Origin of the sequence: Nissabacter archeti, from assembly GCF_018257325.1 — a bacterium.
Lineage (GTDB): Bacteria > Pseudomonadota > Gammaproteobacteria > Enterobacterales > Enterobacteriaceae > Chimaeribacter > Chimaeribacter arupi.
Map to the genome: position 1 here is coordinate 49,506 of NZ_JAERKB010000006.1, position 19,622 is coordinate 69,127.

The window sequence follows — 19,622 nt, forward strand, 5'->3', positions numbered from 1 at the left end:
GCCGATGCGATGACTTTCCGCTTCCGGTTAATTATTCCCTTTACTCCCTTTCCCCGCCGCCCTGCGGAAAACAATGCGGGAAGTGAGCATATGACGCCCCTGCAAGTCATGGCATCTTGACTACACTAAGAGGTCATCAGCACTCTGTTCCGTGCTCTGCACGGGAAACCCGCATAAGGAGATACCCATGACGCAACCCATCATCAAACTGCACGATGGCAACCTGATGCCGCAACTGGGCCTTGGCGTCTGGCAGGCCAGCAATGAAGAAGTGCTCGTCGCCATTGAAAAAGCCCTGGAGACCGGTTATCGCCATATTGATACCGCGATGATCTACAAAAATGAGGAAGGGGTCGGCAATGCGCTTCAGTCAGCCTCGGTGCCGCGTGAGGAGCTGTTCATCACCACCAAACTGTGGAATGACGACCAGCAAAACGCGCAGGAGGCATTGGAAAAGAGCCTGGCGCGTTTAAAACTCGATTATGTGGATCTCTACCTGATCCACTGGCCGGAGCCGAAACAGGATAACTACATTGACGCCTGGAAAGCGCTGCTGAAGCTGAAAGAACAGGGCCTGACCAAAAGCGTCGGGGTGTGTAACTTCCACATCCCGCACCTGCAACGCCTGCTGGATGAAACCGGCAGTGCGCCGGTCATCAACCAGATTGAGCTGCACCCGCTGATGCAGCAACGCCCGCTGCACGCCTGGAACGCCACGCACAATATCGCCACGGAATCCTGGAGCCCGTTGGCCCAGGGCGGCGAAGGGGTATTTGACCAGCCGATCATCATGAAGCTGGCCGAGAAATATGAAAAGACCCCGGCGCAGATCGTCATCCGCTGGCACCTCGACAGCGGCCTGATTGTCATCCCGAAATCGGTCACGCCGAAGCGTATCGTAGAAAACTTCGATGTGTTTGATTTCCGCCTGGAGAAAGAGGAGATGAGCGAAATCGCCAAACTCGACAGCGGCAAGCGCCTCGGCCCGGATCCGGACACCAAATAATACCGGTCAGACAAAAAGAGCCTCTTTAGAGGCTCTTTTTATTTCTGCCTGCCCTCAGTGGGCGGCGCTGGCGGTGCTGCCGGCCTCCTCTTGAGCCACTGCGGCGGCTTCTTCCGCCTCCTGTTGCAGCAGTTGCCTTTCATACACTTTAAAGAATGGGTAATAGACCACCGCGGACACCAACGCCAGCACCACCACCAGCAGCGCGGCGCGTAAGTCCCAGCCGGTGCCCCAGGCCGCGCCGATCGGTGCCGGGGCCGTCCACGGCACCACCGAAATAACCCGGCCAATCAGATCCATTTTGACGGCCGCATAGGCGATCACGGAATTTACCAACGGCGCGACGATAAACGGCAGGAAGAACGTCGGGTTCATCACAATCGGCGTGCCGAAAATAACCGGCTCGTTAATGTTGAATGCGCTCGGCACCAGGCTGAGTTTACCAATCGCCCGCAGGTGCGCGCTGCGGCTGCGCAGGTAGAGCAGCACCAGCCCAAAGGTGGCACCGGAACCGCCAATCACAATAAAGAACGACCAGAACGCCTCCATAAACACATGCGGCAGCGGCAGCCCGGCGGCCAGGGAACTCTGGTTCACCCCGAGGTTGGTCAGCCAGAACGCCTGTAACATGCCGGAGACAATCACCGCGCCGTGAATGCCGGCAAACCAGAGCAGGTGCGCCAGCAGCACCGACAGCAAAATGGCCGGCAGCGAATCCGCCGCGGAGATCAGCGGCTGGAAGATCGCCATAATCGCCTGCGGCAGCAGCATCTGGAATTGGTTCTGGATCAGCAGGCTCAGCGGGTAGAGGGTCAGCACCACCACCAGAATCGGGATCAGCAAATCGAACGATTGTTTAATCTTGGCCGGTACCTGATCGGGCAGGCTGAAGCCGATGTTGTAGTGCTTCAGCAGCCGCACCAGCTCCGTGGTGTAGAGCGCCACCAGAATGGCGGTGAAGATGCCGATGCCGCCCAGCGCGCCGGTCGGCAGCGCCTTGTCCACCTGCGGGGCCGCCACCAGCAGGAAAGCCATCAGCGCCAGCATCGCCGCCATAAACGGGTCGAGCTTATAACTCTGCGCCAGGTTATAGGCGATGGCGGCGGTGATATAGATCGACATCACCCCCATCGTCATATTAAACGGCGTCAGGATCTCGGTTTCATAGTTCCCGGCAATCGCCAGCCACCAGCGCGCCAGGCTCCAGCCGCTTTCCGCTGAAAAAGGCGGGTAAGCAAACACCAGCAAAAAAGAGCCGACGATCATAAACGGCATCGCCGAGATAAACCCATCCCGGATCGCCATCACATGGCGCTGGGTGGAGAGCCGGCCCGCAATCGGGCTGATGTGTGTTTCAATAAAGCTGAAAATAGACTGGCTGACGCTCATGAATTCAACCCTCTGAACCGGACAGAGATACGATCCCGCCGCGCGGAATCACCCATGTTTCGTAAGACCTGTCCCACCCGACGGTGGAACAGCATGGTGTTGACTGGCAAGAAAGAAGTGGTGCGTACCCATGCCGTTTCTTTTCTGAATTCCGATTTACAATGAAGGGCTTGGGGGGATTTTCTCGCTGCCAACCATGAACAGGGGCAGCAGCGGGTGCAGTGAAGTATGGTCAGTAACGCAACAGCGCCGCAACCGGTTTCAGTAACCGGTTGCCGTTTTTAATGGGTTCTGTGAGTCAGATCCAGAATTGTTATGGCGGTGTAACAGCCGCTATTTCAGGCGGTGCGCGGCGGCTCGCAAAATGCCCGCCGCAGGAGCTTATTTTCGTTTGCGGCCGGGGGCTTTGCCGGTTGGGCGCGCTGGTATCACATTGCCGCCCAGCCCGCCCGGATGCGATGGATGGGCGCTATGGCGGGTCAGCGCCGGCTGGCTGCGGCGCAAGGCCGTTTTGGCCGCCCGCTGTTCAGCCAGGGTGGCGGCCGGTACCAGGCAATCACGCCGGGGGCCGATCAGCTGTTTCAGCCCCATCGCCTCCAGCGCCTGGCGGATCAGCGGCCAGTTGGCCGGGTCGTGGTAGCGCAACAGTGCTTTATGCAGGCGGCGCTGGCGGTCGCCGCGCGGCACTGTGACATCGGCGCTGTGATACGCCACCTTCGTCAGGGGGTTTTTGCCGCTGTGGTACATGGTGGTGGAGGTCGCCAGCGGCGACGGGTAGAAATTCTGCACCTGATCAAGCCGGAAGCGCTGCTGCTTGAGCCAGCAGGCCAGGTTCACCATGTCCAGATCGGTGGTGCCGGGGTGCGCGGCGATGAAATAGGGGATCAGGTACTGCTCTTTCCCGGCCTCGCGCGAATAGGTATCGAACAGGGCTTTAAAGCGGTGATAGCTGCCCATGCCGGGCTTCAGCATCATCGCCAGCGGCCCCGCCTCAGTGTGTTCCGGGGCAATTTTCAGGTAGCCGCCGACATGGTGGGTCGCCAGCTCACGGATGTAACGCGGGTCAGCCACCGCCAGATCGTAACGCACCCCGGAGGCAATCAGCACTTTCTTGATGCCCGGCAAGGCGCGGGCGCGCCGGTAGAGATCGATGGTCGGCTGGTGATCGGTGTCCATGTGCGCGCAGATGTCCGGGTAGAGGCAGGAGGCGCGGCGGCAGCTCTGCTCCGCTTTCGGTGAGCGGCAGCGTAGCTGGTACATGTTGGCAGTCGGCCCGCCGAGGTCAGAGATCACGCCGGTGAAGCCCGGCACGCTGTCGCGGATGGTTTCGATCTCCTGCACGATGGACTCTTCGGTTCGGCTCTGGATGATCCGCCCCTCATGTTCAGTGATCGAGCAGAAAGAGCAGCCGCCATAGCAGCCGCGCATGATGTTGACTGAAAAACGGATCATCTCATACGCCGGGATACGCGCGTCGCCATAGGACGGGTGCGGCACCCGGCGGAACGGCAGCGCGAAGACGCTGTCCATCTCCTCGCTGCTCAACGGCATCGCCGGGGGGTTGATCCAGACATAGCGGTCGCCATGTTTCTGCATCAGCGCCCGCGCGCAGCCGGGGTTGGTTTCATGGTGCAGGATGCGCGAGGCGTGGGCGTAGAGCACCTTGTCCGCTTTCACTTTTTCATACGACGGCAGCAGCACATAGGTGTTTTCCCACGGCTTCGCCGGGGCGGCACGCACCGCGACCGGCTGGGCGGCGTCGTGCTGCTCACTGCATCCGGCCGTTTCACCATACGGGTGCGGCAGCGGATCGATGCGGCCGGGGGTGTCCAGCCGGGTGGAGTCCACGCCGCGCCAGCCCGGCGGTGGCTGGCGGCACATCACGGCGGTGTTGCGCACATCCGTCAGCGCGCTGACCGGCTCCCCGGCGGCCAGCCGGTGCGCCACCTCCAGCAAAGGCCGTTCGCCGTTGCCGTAGATAAGCAAATCGGCTTTGGCATCCACCAGCACCGAGCGGCGCACGCTGTCTGACCAGTAATCGTAATGTGCCACCCGGCGCAGGCTGGCCTCGATCCCGCCCAGCACCACCGGCACCTCCCGGTACGCCTCTTTGCAGCGCTGGCTGTAGACCAGCGTCGCGCGGTCGGGCCGTTTGCCGCCGAGATTGCCGGGGGTGTAGGCGTCATCGTGGCGCAGTTTGCGGTCCGCGGTGTAGCGGTTGATCATTGAGTCCATGTTGCCGGCGGTGACACCGAAAAACAGGGTTGGCCTGCCGAGCCGCATAAAGTCGGTTTTGCTGTGCCAGTCCGGCTGCGCGATGATGCCGACGCGGAACCCCTGCGACTCCAGCAGCCGCCCGACAACCGCCATGCCGAAACTCGGGTGGTCAACGTAGGCGTCGCCGGTGATCAGGATAACGTCACAGCTGTCCCAGCCGAGCGCATCCATCTCGTCGCGGCTCATCGGTAAAAAGGGCGCAGTGCCGAAACATTCGGCCCAATAACGGGGATAGGAGAACAGGTCGCGTTCAGGGCGCAGCAGACAGGTAGCAGGCATGGGCAGCTCGTTGCATCGGAAAAGGGGCGAAATTATAGGGAACGCGCCGCCCCGGCTGCGGCCTATTCGCCCTTTTCCTGGCCTGGATCAATAATTTTCTGCCGCCCGCCTACACCTTCTCAATCTGCACCCGGTTACTGTGCTGTGGGTTGCCCTTCGCCAGCGGTGATGGGCGCAGGCTGGTGAGGGTATTGATGCAGCCGCCGTGGTCAATTTTGTCCCCCGCCATGTCGGCCTGATGCCACGCGCCCTGCCCCATCGCGGTGACGCCCGGCATAATACGCGGCGTGACGTTTGCCGGCAGCCGCACTTCCCCGCGTGCGTTAAACACCCGCACCAGATCGCCCTGCGCAATCTGCCGGGCGGCGGCATCAAGCGGGTTGATCCAGACTTCCTGCCGCGCCGCGGCCTGCAACAGTGCAATATTGCCGTAGGTCGAGTGGGTGCGCGCCTTGTAGTGGAAGCCGAACAGCTGCAACGGCCAGTCAGCGAACTGCGGGTCGTCCCAGCCTTCAAACGCCGGGTGGTAGATCGGCAACGGGCTTATTGCCTCATCCGGTTGCAGCGACCAGGCGGCCGCGATCTCCGCCAGTGCCGACGAATAGATCTCAATTTTGCCGGACGGCGTGTCCAGTGGGTTGGCGACCGGGTCTTCGCGGAACGCCTGATACGCCACATAGTGCCCGGCCGGATCGCGCCGTTTATAAATGCCCATCGCTTTCAGCGCCTCGTAACCGGGCAGCAGCGGATCTTTTTCCTGCATCCTGCCATAGAGATAACGCAGCCAGTCGGCCTGGCTGCGCCCTTCGGTGAAGCGCTGTGCGACGTCAGCGCCCAGCCGTTCGGCCACGCCGGTCAGGATGGAATAGATGCCGCGCCGCTCAAACTTCGGCGCAGTCGCCGGTTGGCCGAAAATCAGGTAGCCCATGTTTCCGGCATAATCGTTCGGCACAATGTCCTCCTGCTCGGTGGTCATCAGGTCAGGCAGCAGCAGGTCGGCATAGCGGGCAGAGGCCGTCATAAAGTTATCAATCACCACGATGGTTTCGCAGCGCCGGTCATCCTGCAAAATCTCATGGGTGCGGTTGATGTCCGAATGCTGGTTAACCAGCGTGTTACCGGCATAGTTCCAGATGAATTTAATCGGCACCGTGAGCGCGGGTTTGCCGCGCACGCCGTCGCGCAGGCTGGTCATCTCAGTGGCGCGCCAGATGGCGTCCGTCCAGCCAAACACCGGGATGCTGGTTTTCACCGGGTTCTCCCCAACCGGCATCCGCTCAATGGTCAGGGTGTAGGTGGATTCCCGCGCGCCGCTGTTGCCGCCGGGGATGCCGACATTGCCGGTCAGGATCGGCAACATGGCGATCGCGCGCGCCGTCAGTTCGCCGTTGGCCTGCCGCTGCGGCCCCCAGCCCTGCACAATACAGGCGGGTTTGCTCTGGGCGATGTCACGCGCCAGCTGAATAATGCGCGCCTGCGGAATGCCGGTAATCCGCTCTGCCCAGGCCGGGGTTTTGGCGGTGCCGTCCTCACCCTGCCCGAGAATGTAGGCTTTATAGTGGCTGTTGGCCGGCGCGCCGGGCGGCAGGGTCTTGTCGTCATAACCGACGCAGTAACGATCGAGAAAGGCCTGATCAACCCGATCTTCCGTGATCAGCACATAGGCCAGCCCGGCCACCAGCGCGGCATCGGTGCCGGGGCGGATCGGGATCCACGTATCCTCACGCCCGGCGGCGGTGTCGGTATAGCGCGGGTCGATAACAATCATCCGCGCATTGCTGCGTTCACGCGCCTGTTGCAGATGGTAGGTGATGCCGCCGCCGCTCATGCGTGTTTCCGCCGGGTTGTTGCCGAACATCACCACCAGTTCGCTGTTGACGATGTCAGAGGTGCTGTTGCCCTCGTTGCTGCCGTAGGTGTAAGGCATGGCAGCGGCAATTTGTGCCGTGCTGTAGGTGCCGTAATGGCTGAGGAAACCGCCATAGCAGTTCATCAGGCGCGCCACCAGCGAGGCGTAAGGCGAGGAGCGGGTGATGTTGCCGCCGACAATGCCGGACGAGTAATTGATGTAGACCGCCTCGTTGCCGTACGTCTCCACCGTGTGCTTCAGCCGCTGCGCCAGGGTGTCCAGCGCCTCGTCCCAGCTGATGCGTTTGAATTTGCCCTCGCCGCGCTTGCCGACCCGTTTCATCGGGTAGTTGAGGCGCGCGGGGTGGTTCATGCGCTGCCGGATACTGCGCCCACGCAGACAGGCGCGCACCTGATGGTCGCCATACCTGTCCTGGCCGGTGTTGTCGGTTTCGGCCCAGATGACCTCGTCATCCCGCACATGCAGCCGCAACGCGCAACGGCTGCCGCAATTCACGGAGCACATGCTCCAGACGGTCCGTTCATCGGGAATGCGGGTTGGCGGCGCGGGTTGCGCCTGGGCAAAGGGCAACGGCACGCCCCCGGCCGCGAGGGTCAGGGCGCTCAGGGCGCTGCCCTTAAGCAGGGTACGGCGGGTGACGCCACCGCGTGCGGATCGTTCGTCGTGGTTCATCATGTTTCGCCTTCTGGTTATCAGCCTGTGGGCTGGAGTAACAAAAACGGCGCAACGCGATCTTGCTTTTTATCAAGCGGAACGGGATCAGGCACAGGGAAAAGGTAAAACGGCAGGCGGGATCGCACTGCCGTGGGGGAAAACTCAGACGGAGGGCTGCACCACCAGCTGACCGGCGGAGCCGCGGTCGGCCATCTCCAAGGTCTGGCTGTGGTAGAGGAATGGGAAATGCTCAAATGACGGCTGGTTGAAGTAGACCAGCAGCTCGACTTCGCCATCCACCCACACCGTGTCTTTGAACCCGGCATCTTCCACCAGCGGCGGGCCGCCGTTGACGTTTTTCACCAGGAACGACACGCCCTGAATATGGAAAGATTGCGGCAGGTCGGCGTGCACCGTCCAGCGCTCCCAGGTGCCTTGCAGTGCCTGCACGTCGATGCGGTTCATGTCCCAGATGGCGCCGTTGATCCCGGCCAGGTTGTCCCCCAGGCGGAACTCACGCGACCGCACCACGCTGCCTTCCAGCAGCTGATCGGCCAGCAGGCGCATCGGCAGGTTGTCGGTGACCAGCGGCAGCAGGCCGGTGGGTTTCAGCGTCAGCACCAGGGTGGAGATCAAAATGCTGGACGGCTCAAACAGCCCGCGCAGCCGGTCCATGATCCCGGCGGATTCCCCGGCGGTGATCGACACCTCATCGCCCTGCGACATGTCGATCAGAATCTCCCGGCGTTCGCCCGGTGCCAGCGACAGGCGCGACACCGCCACCGGCGCAGGCAGGAAGCCCTGATCGGCGGCGACGACGTGGAATTGCCGGTTGTCGCTCATTTGCAGCATAAAGCGGCGTGAGTTGGCGGCATTGAGCAGGCGCAGGCGCACCCAGCCGCGCGACACCTCGACATACGGGCTTTCGACGCCGTTCACCAGCAGGTTATCGCCCAGGAAACCGCCCTGCGCCGGGGCGTCATACTCCGGGGTGCCGAAGTTATCCAGCCGTTTGTCCTGCAGGATCACCGGGAAATCATCCACCCCGTAGTGGCTGGGCAGCGGCAGGGATTTGCTGACGCTGTCTTCCACCAGCCACATCCCGGCCAGCCCGTTATAGACGTGCGGGGCCATACGGTTCGGCGTATTGGCGTGATACCAGCAGGTGGCGGCGGGCTGGCGGATCGGCAACACCGGCGACCAGTCCACGCCCGGCGACATCATGCGCCCGGCACCGCCGGTGAGCGTGCCCGGCACCTGCAAGCCGGCGATGGTCATCGCCACCGGCTCCGCCAGGCGGTTGCTGTAGATCAGTTTGACGTCATCCCCGCTGAAGACGCGCACCGTCGGCCCGAGATAAAGCCCGTTGATGCCCCAGACGTTGGCTTTGGCACCACCGGTGAATGACCAGTGGGCGCGTTGCAGGGTCAGGAACAGCGGCTGGCCGCGGCGGGACTCCAGCAACGGCGGCACAGGCAGCGCCACTTGCGTTCCGCTCGCCTCTGCCCTCAGCGGTAGCGCACCGGCAGCCAATGCCATACCCGATGCCTGTAAAAACTGACGCCGACTGAGTGACATATCTTCTCCATGAAAAGCAATATCAAGACTGTGTGCAAAACCCGGCCAAAGGCCGGGTGAAAATGGCGCGGCAGCGGGCCGCGCGCGGGCCTGATCCCCAGGCCGGAAGGGCGTAATGCGGGCGGCGCATACGCGCCCGGCTACTTGCCTTTTTTGGCCGCGGCTTCGCGTTGGGCGACTTCCGCATCCAGTTCGGCAATTTTAGCCTGCATCTGAGTGCGGCAAAGCTCGGCCAGTTCACGAACCCGCTCTTTGCCGTAACCGGTGGTGTCGATGGGCGGCAGCATTTCAACAATCACCAGCCCGTTTGACCAGCGGTTCAGGTTGATCTTACCGTGTGTATTCGACACGCACACCGGCACAATCGGCACCCCGGCGGCAATGGCCGCATGGAAGGCCCCGGTTTTGAACGGCATCAGGCCGCGGCCGCGGCTGCGGGTGCCTTCCGGGAACATCCAGATGGAGATATCGCGCTTTTTAAACTGTTCCACCACCTGTGAGATGGTGCTGTGCGCTTTGGCGCGGTTATCACGGTCAATCAGCAGGTTACCGGTCAGCCAGTAGAGCGGGCCAAAGAACGGGATCCATAACAGGCTTTTTTTGCCCACTGTGACAGTACGCGGCTGCACCATGTTAGACACGGTGACCATATCGTAATTGTTTTGGTGGTTGGCAATATAGATGCAATTGCCATACTCCGCTGCACCCGGTGGCAGGCGCTTCTCCACGGTCACCCCGAAGAGGGTGGACATCCGCCCGAACATATGGCCGAAACGGGCCACGTGGCGCGGATCGCGCGGGCTGAAGAGACAGAAAACCGATCCGAAAATACAGACCAAAAGTGAAAACACGATGGCCAAAATGGTACGCACAATCAACAACATAACAACCTCTTTAGCGTATATCCGGCCTCTGGCGCGCGATGGCGGCCTGTATTGAGTGCCGGTTTCCTTGCTTCCTGATGAAACAGCGGGGTTTCTTTTTTAGCGAAGAAGGTGCCCTGCTCACCCGGTGTTCAATGATACATGGTGTACGGCTTAACCTGTTGACCGGTAAGCGTTGAAACGTTCACCGGGGTGATACAACGGCTATATTAATGCAAACGATGAATATTCACCGAAAAAAACATCTGGAAAACGCGGCCCGGCACGTTTTATGCCGTGCGGCTGTGCCGCAGAACGAATAACGCCCCAGGGCAGGCAGCCCCAGGGCGCAGATTACGGCAGGCGGGCGGTTAGGCTTCGCTGCTGCCGGCGCTCTCCGGCCGGGCCGGGGCATCCACCTCTACCCGGTCGATCCGTTGCAGGCCACGCGGCAACAGAGTGCCTTTGCGGCCGCGCTCTGCCCGGTATTTCTGCAAATCTTCCGGGCGCAGCGTCAGTTTGCGTTTGCCGATATAGAGCGTCAGTGACGTCTGCGGCGGCAGCACAAACAGCCAGGCCAGGCGGTCTTCCCCGGCGGCAGCCTGCGCCGACGGAATAGAGACGATTTTGTTGCCCTTGCCTTTGGAGAGCTGCGGCAGATCCGCCACCGGGAACATCAGCATCCGGCCCGCGGCGGTAATGGAGAGCAGCATGTCATCCTCACCGTGGATCTCCAGCGGCGTCAGCGCCTTGGCGTTCTCCGGCAGGGTGATCATCGCCTTACCGGCGCGGTTACGGGCCACCAAATCGCTGAAGGTACAGACGAAGCCGTACCCGGCATCGGAGGCCATCAGCAATTTCTGCTCATCCGGTGCCATCAGCACCTGCTCAATCACCGCGCCCGGCGGCGGCGTCAGCTTGCCGGTCAGCGGCTCGCCCTGCCCGCGCGCCGACGGCAGCGTGGTGGGTTCCAGCGCATAACTGCGGCCGGTGGAGTCGATGAACACCACCGGCTGGTTGCTCTTGCCGCGTGCGGCAGCCAGGAAGCTGTCACCCGCCTTGTAGCTCAGGCCGGTCGGGTCGATGTCATGGCCTTTGGCACTGCGCACCCAGCCCATTTGCGACAGCACGATGGTCACCGGCTCAGACGGCAGCATCTCGGTTTCGCTCATCGCTTTGGCTTCGCCACGCTCATGCAGCGGCGAACGGCGGTCATCGCCGTAGGCGTCAGCATCCGCCTGGATCTCTTTGCGGATCAGCGTGTTCAGCTTGCGTTCAGAGGCCAGCAGCGCCTGCAGCTGATCGCGCTCTTTGGCCAGCTCCTCCTGCTCACCGCGGATCTTCATCTCTTCCAGTTTGGCGAGGTGGCGCAGTTTCAGCTCCAGAATCGCTTCCGCCTGGGTTTCGCTCAGGCCGAAACGCTGCACCAGCACCGCTTTCGGCTCATCTTCGCTGCGGATGATGTGGATCACGTCGTCGATATTCAGGAAGGCCGTCAACAACCCTTCGAGGATATGCAGGCGCTTGAGCACCTTTTCCAGCCGGTGGTTCAGGCGCAGGCGCACGGTGTTGCGGCGGAACGCCAGCCACTCGGTGAGGATCTCCACCAGACCTTTCACCGTCGGGCGGCCATCCAGCCCGATCATATTCATGTTAACGCGGTAGCTTTTCTCCAGATCGGTGGTGGCGAACAGGTGGTTCATCACCTGATCCATGTCCACCCGGTTGGAGCGCGGCACCACGACCAGCCGCGTCGGGTTTTCGTGATCCGACTCGTCGCGCAGGTCTTCTACCATCGGCAGTTTTTTCGCCCGCATCTGGCTGGCGATCTGCTCGAGCACTTTGGCCCCGGAAACCTGGTGCGGCAGCGCGGTGATCACCACGTCGCCCTCTTCTTTTTTCCATACCGCGCGCATCCGCACCGAGCCGCGCCCGGTCTGGTAGAGTTTGCGCAGCTCGTCACGCGGGGTGATGATTTCCGCCTCGGTGGGGAAATCCGGCCCCTGTACGTGCGCCAGCAGGTCGTCGAGTTCGGTGTTGGGTTTGTCCAGCAGCATCACCGCCGCTTTGGCCACTTCACGCAGGTTGTGCGGCGGTATGTCGGTGGCCATCCCCACGGCGATCCCGGTGGTACCGTTGAGCAGGATGTTCGGCAGGCGCGCCGGCAGCATTTTCGGCTCGTCGAGCGTGCCGTCAAAGTTCGGCACCCAGTCCACGGTGCCCTGGCCCAGCTCGCGCAGCAGCACTTCGGCATATTTCGACAGGCGCGATTCGGTGTAACGCATCGCCGCGAAAGATTTCGGGTCATCCGGCGCGCCCCAGTTGCCCTGGCCGTCCACCAGCGGGTAACGGTAGGAGAAGGGTTGCGCCATCAGCACCATCGCCTCGTAGCAGGCGCTGTCGCCGTGCGGATGGTATTTACCCAGCACGTCACCCACGGTGCGGGCGGATTTTTTGAATTTCGCGCTGGCGTTCAGCCCGAGTTCTGACATGGCATAGATGATCCGGCGTTGTACCGGTTTCAAACCGTCACCGATAAACGGCAGTGCCCGATCCATGATCACGTACATGGAGTAGTTCAGGTAGGCGTTCTCAGTAAACGTGTGCAGCGCAAGGCGCTCAGCACCGTCATGAGTCATATCACTCATTAATCATTATTCCTCAGACCGTGTTGTCTCTTTATGCCGCAACCGGCAGACGTTGCCCGCGCCGGTACATTATGCGGCGATAGTACCTTATCAGGCATCTCGCTGTCACAGCGATGTCTGCGCGCTGAGCGATGTCAAAAGGGTATGGAAACGCAGCAGGGCGTGGCGGCCGGGCCGCGGCTGCCGGGGGTTTGTGTGGCAGCAAGTATACCACAGAATCCCCCCGCCCGCGGTCGTTGCACGGGCCGTTATTCCCGCAAAAAAACGGGGGTCACGGCGCGGATTATTGCTGTTTAAGCAAAAGTTTTGTGACATATGACGCATTTTTCCCTGGCGCTTTCCCGCGTACACTTCCGCAATCAGTCATTACGCTTACTACACATTAACCGGAGAGACGCCATGAGCACGATCCTGATTTTGAATGCGGCAAAAGAGTTTGCCCACTCCAAAGGTGCACTGAACAACACCATGACCGACGTGGCCGCCAGCTTCCTGCGTGACAGCGGGCATGAGGTGCGTGTCGTCAATATCGACCAGGGGTATGACGTCCAGGCTGAAGTGGAAAACTACCTGTGGGCCGACACCGTGATTTACCAGATGCCGGGCTGGTGGATGGGCGAGCCGTGGATCATGAAAAAATACATCGATGAAGTCTTCACCGAAGGCCACGGCAAGCTTTACGCCAGCGACGGCCGCACCCGCGCTGACGCCTCGAAAAAATATGGCTCCGGCGGCCTGTTGCAGGGCAAAACCTACATGCTGTCGCTGACCTGGAACGCCCCGCTGGAAGCGTTCACCGACAAAGAGCAGTTCTTCCACGGCGTCGGGGTGGACGGCCTCTACATGCACTTCCATAAAGCCAATGAATTCCTTGGCATGGCCGGGCTGCCGACCTTTATCTGCAACGATGTGATCAAGCAGCCGGACGTCGACACCGACATCGCCCGCTACCGTGCGCACCTGGACCACGTGTTCAACATCTGACGGTTAACGTACGGTAAAGCACGGTAAAGTACGGTGAAATCAGACGATGCCGGATGGCATCTTCTGACAGCAATGCCCACACTGTAAGCGTCAGTGTATGATGAAAGGGCCGCGACGGAGTGCCGCCCTTTCCCTCCCCATCCGCAGGGATGCCGACGAGGTCACTTATGATTACTGTGATTGCTGAAATCAAGGTCAGGCCGGGGCGCCGGGATGCGGTGCTGCAACAGATTAATGCGTTACTGCCTGTGGTGCGCGCAGAGCAGGGTTGCGGCAGTTATGTGCCGATGATCGATTTCAACGGGCAGGTACCGTGGCGTAAAACGGTGCCGGATTCCATCTTTATGCTGGAAGAGTGGGAGAGCCTGAACCACCTGGAGCAGCACCAGCAGCAGCCGCACATGCACCACCACCGGGAAGCGATTAAGCAGGATGTGGAAGAGGTCGTGATCCACATTCTCGACAAACCCTGATGTCTCCGGATTGCCGGAACAGCGTTAAGGCCGCATCACGCGGCTTTTTTTATGCCCGCTTTACAGCGCCCCCTCAAAGCAGCCCCTCGCCCATCTGTTCGCTGAGGTAATCCAGAAAACAGGTGATGCGCGCCACCAGCGGGGTATTACGGTAATAGACGGCGTTGACCGGCTGGCTCTCCAGCTCGGTCAGTGCCGGCAATACCGGCACCAGCCGCCCCTGCCGGCAATCCTCACGCGTCATGAAATCCGCCAGTTGCACAATCCCCTCCCCCTGTAACGCCAGGTGGCGCAGGGTTTCGCCGCTGGAGGCGGAGAGCGCGGGGTCTATCACCAGCCGTGCGCCGTCAGCGGTGCGGACAGGCCACTGGTTCAGGGATTCCGGCTGGGTAAAACCGAGCAGGCTGTGATGCGCCAGGTCCTCCACCTGCGCCGGGGTGCCGTGGCGCACCAGATAACCGGGGCTGGCCAGCAAGCGCAGCCGGCTGCACCCCAGCAGCCGCGCATGGATGGTGGAATCACGCAGGGTGCCGATGCGGATCGCCACGTCGGTGCGCTTCTCCAGCAGGTCGATTATCAGGTTATCAGTGTTCAGCTCCAGCGTAATCTGTGGGTAGCGACGGCGAAAGCCGCCGACCAGCGGCACGATCACATGCTCCATAAAAGGTGCAGCGGCGTTGACGCGCAGCCGCCCGGCCGGGGTTTCGCGGCGCAGGGCGATCTGCTCCTCCGCCTGCTCCACCGACTCCACAATCTGGCGTGCATGGGTCAGGAACAGCTCGCCCTCTTCCGTCAGCTCCAGGCGGCGGGTGGTGCGGCGCAACAGGGTAATACCGAGTTTGGTTTCAAGGCGGCTCAGCGCACGGCTGATGCCTGACGAGGTCTGGCCCAACTGTTCGGCGGCGGCCGTGATCGAGCCGCTGTCAGTCACGGCCACAAAGGCAGCGAGTTCATCAAGGGTGAGTTTCATCGGCAGGCCCTGCGGGAAAAAGAGACCGGCCGCCACAGGGGCGGCCGGGAGAGGCATCAGACGGCCAGTTCGGCCTTGTCACCTTTGTCCTGCAACCAGTTACGCCGGTCTTCGGAACGCTTCTTGGCCAGCAACATATCCATGATGGCCATCGTCTGGTCTACGTCATCATCGCTGATGGTGAGCTGCACCAGGCGGCGGGTGTTCGGGTCGAGCGTGGTTTCACGCAGCTGCAACGGGTTCATCTCGCCCAGCCCTTTGAAACGCTGGACGTTCGGCTTGCCCTTTTTGCGCTTGAGCTGCTCCAGCACCCCGGCTTTCTCCTCTTCATCCAGCGCATAGTAGACCTCTTTGCCGAGGTCGATGCGATAGAGCGGCGGCATCGCCACATAGACGTGGCCATCTTTCACCAGCGAGCGGAAGTGGCGCACGAACAGCGCACACAGCAGCGTGGCGATGTGCAGGCCGTCGGAGTCCGCATCCGCCAGGATACAGATTTTGCCGTAACGCAACTGGGTCAGGTCTTCGCTGTCCGGGTCCATGCCGATGGCGACGGAGATGTCGTGCACCTCCTGCGACGCCAGCACTTCGTCAGAGGAGACTTCCCAGGTGTTCAGGATCTTGCCTTTCAGCGGCATGATCGCCTGGTATTCACGATCGCGCGCCTGCTTGGCGGAGCCGCCTGCCGAATCCCCTTCCACCAGGAAGAGTTCGGTCATGCTGAGATCCTGCGAGGTGCAGTCGGCCAGTTTGCCGGGCAGCGCCGGGCCGCTGGTGAGCTTTTTACGCACCACTTTCTTGGCGGCGCGCATCCGGCGCTGGGCGCTGGAGATCGCCAGTTCCGCCAGCTGTTCCGCGGCCTGCACGTTCTGGTTCAGCCACAGGCTGAAGGCGTCTTTCACCACACCGGAGACAAAGGCGGCGCACTGGCGCGATGACAGGCGCTCTTTGGTCTGGCCGGCGAACTGCGGGTCCTGCATTTTCACTGACAGCACATGTGCGCAGCGGTCCCAGATATCCTCCGCCGACAGCTTCACGCCGCGCGGCAGGATATTGCGGAACTCACAGAACTCACGCATCGCATCCAGCAGGCCCTGTCGCAGCCCGTTGACGTGGGTGCCGCCCTGCATGGTCGGGATCAGGTTAACGTAGCTTTCCGTCAGCAGCTCACCGCCTTCCGGCAGCCAGAGCAGCGCCCAGTCCACCGCTTCGGTGTCCCCGGCGAACGCGCCGACAAACGGTTTTTCCGGCAGTGTCACCAGCCCGTTCACGGACTCCATCAGGTAGTCGGTCAGGCCGTCTTCATAGCACCAGCGCTGTTCGGTGTTGTTGAGCTTGTCTTTGAAAACAATCTCCACCCCAGGGCACAGCACTGCTTTGGCTTTCAGCAGGTGTGACAACCGGCTGACGGAGAAACGCGGGCTGTCAAAGAAGCTGCCGTCCGGCCAGAACTGGACGCGGGTGCCGGTGACGCGTTTCGGGCAGGTGCCGGTGACGCTCAGATCCTGCACCTTGTCGCCATTCTCAAACGCCATCTCGTAGACCTGGCCGCCACGCTTGACGGTGACTTCCACGCGGGTTGAGAGGGCGTTGACCACGGAGATCCCCACGCCGTGCAGGCCGCCGGAGAACTGGTAGTTTTTGTTGGAGAACTTGCCGCCCGCATGGAGGCGGCAGAAGATCAGCTCCACCGCCGGGATGCCCTCTTCCGGGTGGATGTCCACCGGCATACCGCGGCCGTCGTCGATCACTTCCAGCGACTGGTCGGCATGGAGGATCACCTCGACTTTGCGGGCGTGGCCGGCCAGCGCCTCATCGACGCTGTTATCAATAACTTCCTGACCGAGATGGTTAGGGCGCGAGGTATCAGTGTACATGCCCGGACGACGACGCACCGGCTCAAGGCCGCTGAGTACCTCAATGGAATCTGCGTTATAACTTGATTGACTCATCTTTGATTACTATTCGTGGCCAGTTGTTGGTGGGCTGACGGGAACCGGCGCGGCGGCCGGTCAACCGCCCGGTTCGCGGCGGGCTGTGACACAGGGCGTCAGTCAGACGCCAGCCCTAAAAAATCCACAATCGGAGAGAAGAAGCGTTCGAATCCGGTAAAGGTGTGGTTCCCGCCCGACTCTACCGTCTGGCGGCAGGGGGTATAGTAGGCCACGGCCTGGCGGTAATCGAGAATCTCATCTCCGGTCTGTTGCAGCAGCCAGAGCAAATCCGGCGACTCCAGGGGATCGACCTGCATAATTTTCAGGTCGTAGACGTGGCGAGACTCTAACACATATTGTTGGCCGGTGTAGGGGTTCTGGTTCTGCCCCAAATAGTCGAGCAACAGCTCATACGGCCGCACCGCCGGGTTGACCACCACTGCCGGCAGCGCAAAACATTGTGACAGCCAGGTGGCGTAGTAGCCGCCGAGCGACGAGCCGACAATGCCGAGGTTTTCCCCGGCGCGCGCCATCACCAGTGACTCCAGTTGCTCTGCCACCGCATCCGGGAACGGCGCCAGTTGCGGCACCACCATGTCGATATGCGGGTGGTGCACCGCCAGCCACGCCTTCAGGGCAGAAGCTTTGGCCGAGAGCGGCGAACTGTTGAATCCGTGCAGGTAGAGTAAGGTGCTCATCAATAACCGTCCGAATCCATGTCAGGGCTGAACTCATGGGTGTCGAGGCGGTGAACCTCCGTCTCCAGCCGGCCGTCCGGGAAGAGATCGAGGTAGCGCCAGCCGGGTGCCGCACTGTCGATGGTGAAATTGGTGCAGTGCGGTTTGAACTGCACACAGGTCGACGGCGTCGCCAGCAGGCGGCGGCCGTGCCACGGCTCGTCCATCTCCTGATGGATATGCCCGCACAGCAGCGTGGTGACCTTCGGGTAATTCGCCAGCAGCGCCGCCAGCTCATGGGCATTGCGCAGGCTGTGCTGGTCCAGCCAGGTGCAGCCGGAGGGCAGCGGGTGGTGGTGCAGCATCAGCAGCGTGTAGCGATCCGGGTAGGCCGTTAGGCAGCGCGCCAGCCAGGCGAGCTGGTACTCGCTCAGCTCACCGTGCGGCACCCCGGACACCTGGGTATCCAGCAAAATCATCTGCCAGTGGTCGCCCAGCAATGCCTGTTTGGAGGGCGCAATCCCTGCCGCGGCCAGCGCATCCACCATCGCCGGCTGGAAATCGTGGTTGCCCGGCAGCCATAAACAGGGCACCGGAAAGCGCGTGATCCCGGCGGCAAAGTGGCGGTACGCCGCCAGCGAATGATCCTGGGCCAGATCGCCGGTCGCTGCGATGATATCCACCGGCCGCTGCTGCGCAGCAATGGCATCGAGCACCGCGTGATAACTCCGCAGGGTGTTCACGCCCAGCAAGGTTTCATGTTCACCGGCAAACAGATGCGTATCGGTGATTTGTAATATCCTGACCCTGGCGTCACCGGCCACAGGCAGCGTAAACAGGCTTTCCAAATGGTGTCCTTTGTTATCTCAGTCTGTCTAACAAACCGGAACCGCCATCGCTCCATGCGCTAAACAGTAGCGCAACCAATCAGCAAGAAACTGGTTAATTTGATGCTTTTCATCGCGTTGATGCAACTTTTTATTAGGATAATCATAACGTGCTTTGAAGCGGTAGATCTGCTGGCTTGAACACACTTCAGCCACCATCGCGTCATGGTAGAGCCGCACGGTCATGGCCGGCAGGCTCCAGTAGCTGACTGCCGGGGCAGTCTGCTGGATCGCCACCAGAGAGGTATAGCGTGTCGATTCCGCAATCGTCAAACGGTAGGTGGCGCCACTCACCTGATAACTCACCGTCTCGCCGACGGCATCGTTGCGCGGCAGCAACCGACGTAATTGTGCGAAATTGGTTTCGCACAGCCGCATCATTTCGGGAAAATCAGGGGTATAGCGCTTAATCATCAGTTGACCACTCTTTTCGTAACGATTCATGGTGCAGCGCCAGCCATTGCAAAGCAATGATTGAGGCCGCGTTATCAATAGCTCCTTCTTCTACCCAGCGACAGGCCTGCTCACGGCTGACCACATGTACCCGGATATCCTCGTGTTCATCCGCCAGCCCGTGCAAGCCTTCTGCTGTCGTGGCGTCCACTTCACCGACCATCACCGACAACCGCTCGCTGGTGCCGCCGGGGCTGGCCAGGTAACTCAGCACCGGTTTACAGCGGGCCACGGTCAGGCCGGCCTCTTCCACCGCCTCGCGGCGGGCCACCTGTTCCGGGCTTTCACCCGGCTCAATAATCCCGGCTACCATCTCCAGCAGCCACGGGGTCTCGCTGGTTTCCAGCGCCGGGAAACGCAGCTGTTCAACCAGTACCACTTCATCCCGCACCGGATCATAGGGCAACAGCACCGCCGCATGGCCGCGCTCAAACACTTCACGGCGCACTTCGCCGCTCATTTCACCATTGAACAGACGGTGACGGAAACGATAGGCGGTGAGCGAAAAAAAACCACTATAAAGTGACTCACGTGCAATAATTTCTACATCATTTTTGGTGAAAGTGACCGGCGAAGCCTGAGTAGATGAAGCCATGATGTTCCCTCTCTGGTGAGTATAACGGCACCCTTGACCTGTTTTAGGTCAATACCGTGAATGTTCATTAATTATACGCGGACAT

Annotated in this window: 15 protein-coding genes; 3 read left to right on the forward strand and 12 right to left on the reverse strand. The window is 61.2% G+C overall.

Translation table 11 applies throughout. The annotated features are described in order from the left end of the window. Window positions 1-187 precede the first annotated feature (187 nt). Window positions 188-1,006, forward strand: coding sequence for a 2,5-didehydrogluconate reductase DkgA (dkgA, locus tag JK232_RS09245; protein WP_072927279.1), 819 nt, complete (start codon window positions 188-190; stop codon window positions 1,004-1,006). A 54-nt stretch (window positions 1,007-1,060) separates the two neighbouring features. On the opposite strand, the gene JK232_RS09250 is transcribed toward dkgA, so the two are convergent. The 6 genes from JK232_RS09250 to parC form a co-directional block, all read right to left on the reverse strand. After that, window positions 1,061-2,395 carry a PTS sugar transporter subunit IIC gene (locus tag JK232_RS09250; protein WP_072927275.1) on the reverse strand — a complete coding sequence of 445 codons (1,335 nt, stop codon included), beginning with the start codon at window positions 2,393-2,395 and terminating at the stop codon, window positions 1,061-1,063. A gap of 381 nt (window positions 2,396-2,776) precedes the next feature. Beyond that, a complete protein-coding gene (locus JK232_RS09255) occupies window positions 2,777-4,951 on the reverse strand; it encodes a YgiQ family radical SAM protein (protein ID WP_212589090.1) in 2,175 nt (724 codons plus the stop codon). A gap of 109 nt (window positions 4,952-5,060) precedes the next feature. Beyond that, window positions 5,061-7,493: a DmsA/YnfE/YnfF family dimethyl sulfoxide reductase gene (locus tag JK232_RS09260; RefSeq protein WP_101828385.1), complete on the reverse strand. Its 2,433-nt coding sequence runs from the start codon at window positions 7,491-7,493 to the stop codon at window positions 5,061-5,063. Between the two features lie 144 nt (window positions 7,494-7,637). Next, window positions 7,638-9,053, reverse strand: a complete 1,416-nt coding sequence (gene ftsP / locus JK232_RS09265) for a cell division protein FtsP (protein ID WP_072927271.1) — start codon at window positions 9,051-9,053, stop codon at window positions 7,638-7,640. A gap of 140 nt (window positions 9,054-9,193) precedes the next feature. After that, window positions 9,194-9,937 carry a 1-acylglycerol-3-phosphate O-acyltransferase gene (locus JK232_RS09270; protein WP_072927269.1) on the reverse strand — a complete coding sequence of 248 codons (744 nt, stop codon included), beginning with the start codon at window positions 9,935-9,937 and terminating at the stop codon, window positions 9,194-9,196. A 350-nt stretch (window positions 9,938-10,287) separates the two neighbouring features. Next, window positions 10,288-12,564 (reverse strand): DNA topoisomerase IV subunit A, encoded by a 2,277-nt coding sequence (gene parC / locus JK232_RS09275; protein WP_101828386.1) that lies wholly within the window; start codon window positions 12,562-12,564, stop codon window positions 10,288-10,290. Window positions 12,565-12,963: 399 nt separating this feature from the next. On the opposite strand from parC, the gene JK232_RS09280 reads away from it, so the two are divergent. Both JK232_RS09280 and JK232_RS09285 read left to right on the forward strand, forming a co-directional pair. Further along, entirely contained in the window at window positions 12,964-13,548 is a 585-nt protein-coding gene (locus JK232_RS09280; RefSeq protein WP_072927266.1) for an NAD(P)H-dependent oxidoreductase, read from the forward strand. Window positions 13,549-13,715: 167 nt separating this feature from the next. Further along, window positions 13,716-14,021, forward strand: coding sequence for a putative quinol monooxygenase (locus JK232_RS09285; protein ID WP_072927265.1), 306 nt, complete (start codon window positions 13,716-13,718; stop codon window positions 14,019-14,021). Window positions 14,022-14,094: 73 nt separating this feature from the next. Here JK232_RS09285 and JK232_RS09290 read toward each other — a convergent pair whose 3' ends face one another. From JK232_RS09290 to nudF, 6 genes are all read right to left on the reverse strand, one after another. Beyond that, a complete protein-coding gene (locus JK232_RS09290; RefSeq protein WP_072927398.1) occupies window positions 14,095-14,991 on the reverse strand; it encodes a LysR substrate-binding domain-containing protein in 897 nt (298 codons plus the stop codon). A 56-nt stretch (window positions 14,992-15,047) separates the two neighbouring features. Then, the gene (gene parE / locus JK232_RS09295; RefSeq protein ID WP_072927264.1) at window positions 15,048-16,943 is read right to left on the reverse strand and encodes a DNA topoisomerase IV subunit B; all 1,896 of its coding nucleotides are present in this window, start codon (window positions 16,941-16,943) and stop codon (window positions 15,048-15,050) included. Between the two features lie 98 nt (window positions 16,944-17,041). Next, on the reverse strand, window positions 17,042-17,623 hold the full coding sequence (gene yqiA / locus JK232_RS09300; RefSeq protein WP_072927263.1) for an esterase YqiA: 582 nt from the start codon (window positions 17,621-17,623) through the stop codon (window positions 17,042-17,044). Continuing rightward, window positions 17,623-18,450 (reverse strand): 3',5'-cyclic-AMP phosphodiesterase, encoded by an 828-nt coding sequence (cpdA, locus tag JK232_RS09305; RefSeq protein ID WP_212589091.1) that lies wholly within the window; start codon window positions 18,448-18,450, stop codon window positions 17,623-17,625. Before cpdA ends, yqiA begins: the two co-directional genes overlap by 1 nt. 27 nt (window positions 18,451-18,477) lie before the next feature. After that, window positions 18,478-18,900 (reverse strand): DUF1249 family protein, encoded by a 423-nt coding sequence (locus JK232_RS09310; RefSeq protein WP_072927397.1) that lies wholly within the window; start codon window positions 18,898-18,900, stop codon window positions 18,478-18,480. Continuing rightward, window positions 18,896-19,537: an ADP-ribose diphosphatase gene (nudF, locus tag JK232_RS09315; RefSeq protein WP_072927261.1), complete on the reverse strand. Its 642-nt coding sequence runs from the start codon at window positions 19,535-19,537 to the stop codon at window positions 18,896-18,898. Before nudF ends, JK232_RS09310 begins: the two co-directional genes overlap by 5 nt. Window positions 19,538-19,622: the final 85 nt, after the last annotated feature.

Coding starts and splice junctions, on each gene's coding strand:
- JK232_RS09260 (WP_101828385.1), bottom strand. CDS start 7,493: ATGAACCACGACGAACGATCCGCACGCGGTGGCGTCACCCGCCGTACC.
- JK232_RS09255 (WP_212589090.1), bottom strand. CDS start 4,951: ATGCCTGCTACCTGTCTGCTGCGCCCTGAACGCGACCTGTTCTCCTAT.
- parE (WP_072927264.1), bottom strand. CDS start 16,943: ATGAGTCAATCAAGTTATAACGCAGATTCCATTGAGGTACTCAGCGGC.
- dkgA (WP_072927279.1), top strand. CDS start 188: ATGACGCAACCCATCATCAAACTGCACGATGGCAACCTGATGCCGCAA.
- nudF (WP_072927261.1), bottom strand. CDS start 19,537: ATGGCTTCATCTACTCAGGCTTCGCCGGTCACTTTCACCAAAAATGAT.
- parC (WP_101828386.1), bottom strand. CDS start 12,564: ATGAGTGATATGACTCATGACGGTGCTGAGCGCCTTGCGCTGCACACG.
- JK232_RS09290 (WP_072927398.1), bottom strand. CDS start 14,991: ATGAAACTCACCCTTGATGAACTCGCTGCCTTTGTGGCCGTGACTGAC.
- JK232_RS09280 (WP_072927266.1), top strand. CDS start 12,964: ATGAGCACGATCCTGATTTTGAATGCGGCAAAAGAGTTTGCCCACTCC.
- JK232_RS09270 (WP_072927269.1), bottom strand. CDS start 9,937: ATGTTGTTGATTGTGCGTACCATTTTGGCCATCGTGTTTTCACTTTTG.
- JK232_RS09250 (WP_072927275.1), bottom strand. CDS start 2,395: ATGAGCGTCAGCCAGTCTATTTTCAGCTTTATTGAAACACACATCAGC.
- JK232_RS09285 (WP_072927265.1), top strand. CDS start 13,716: ATGATTACTGTGATTGCTGAAATCAAGGTCAGGCCGGGGCGCCGGGAT.
- yqiA (WP_072927263.1), bottom strand. CDS start 17,623: ATGAGCACCTTACTCTACCTGCACGGATTCAACAGTTCGCCGCTCTCG.
- ftsP (WP_072927271.1), bottom strand. CDS start 9,053: ATGTCACTCAGTCGGCGTCAGTTTTTACAGGCATCGGGTATGGCATTG.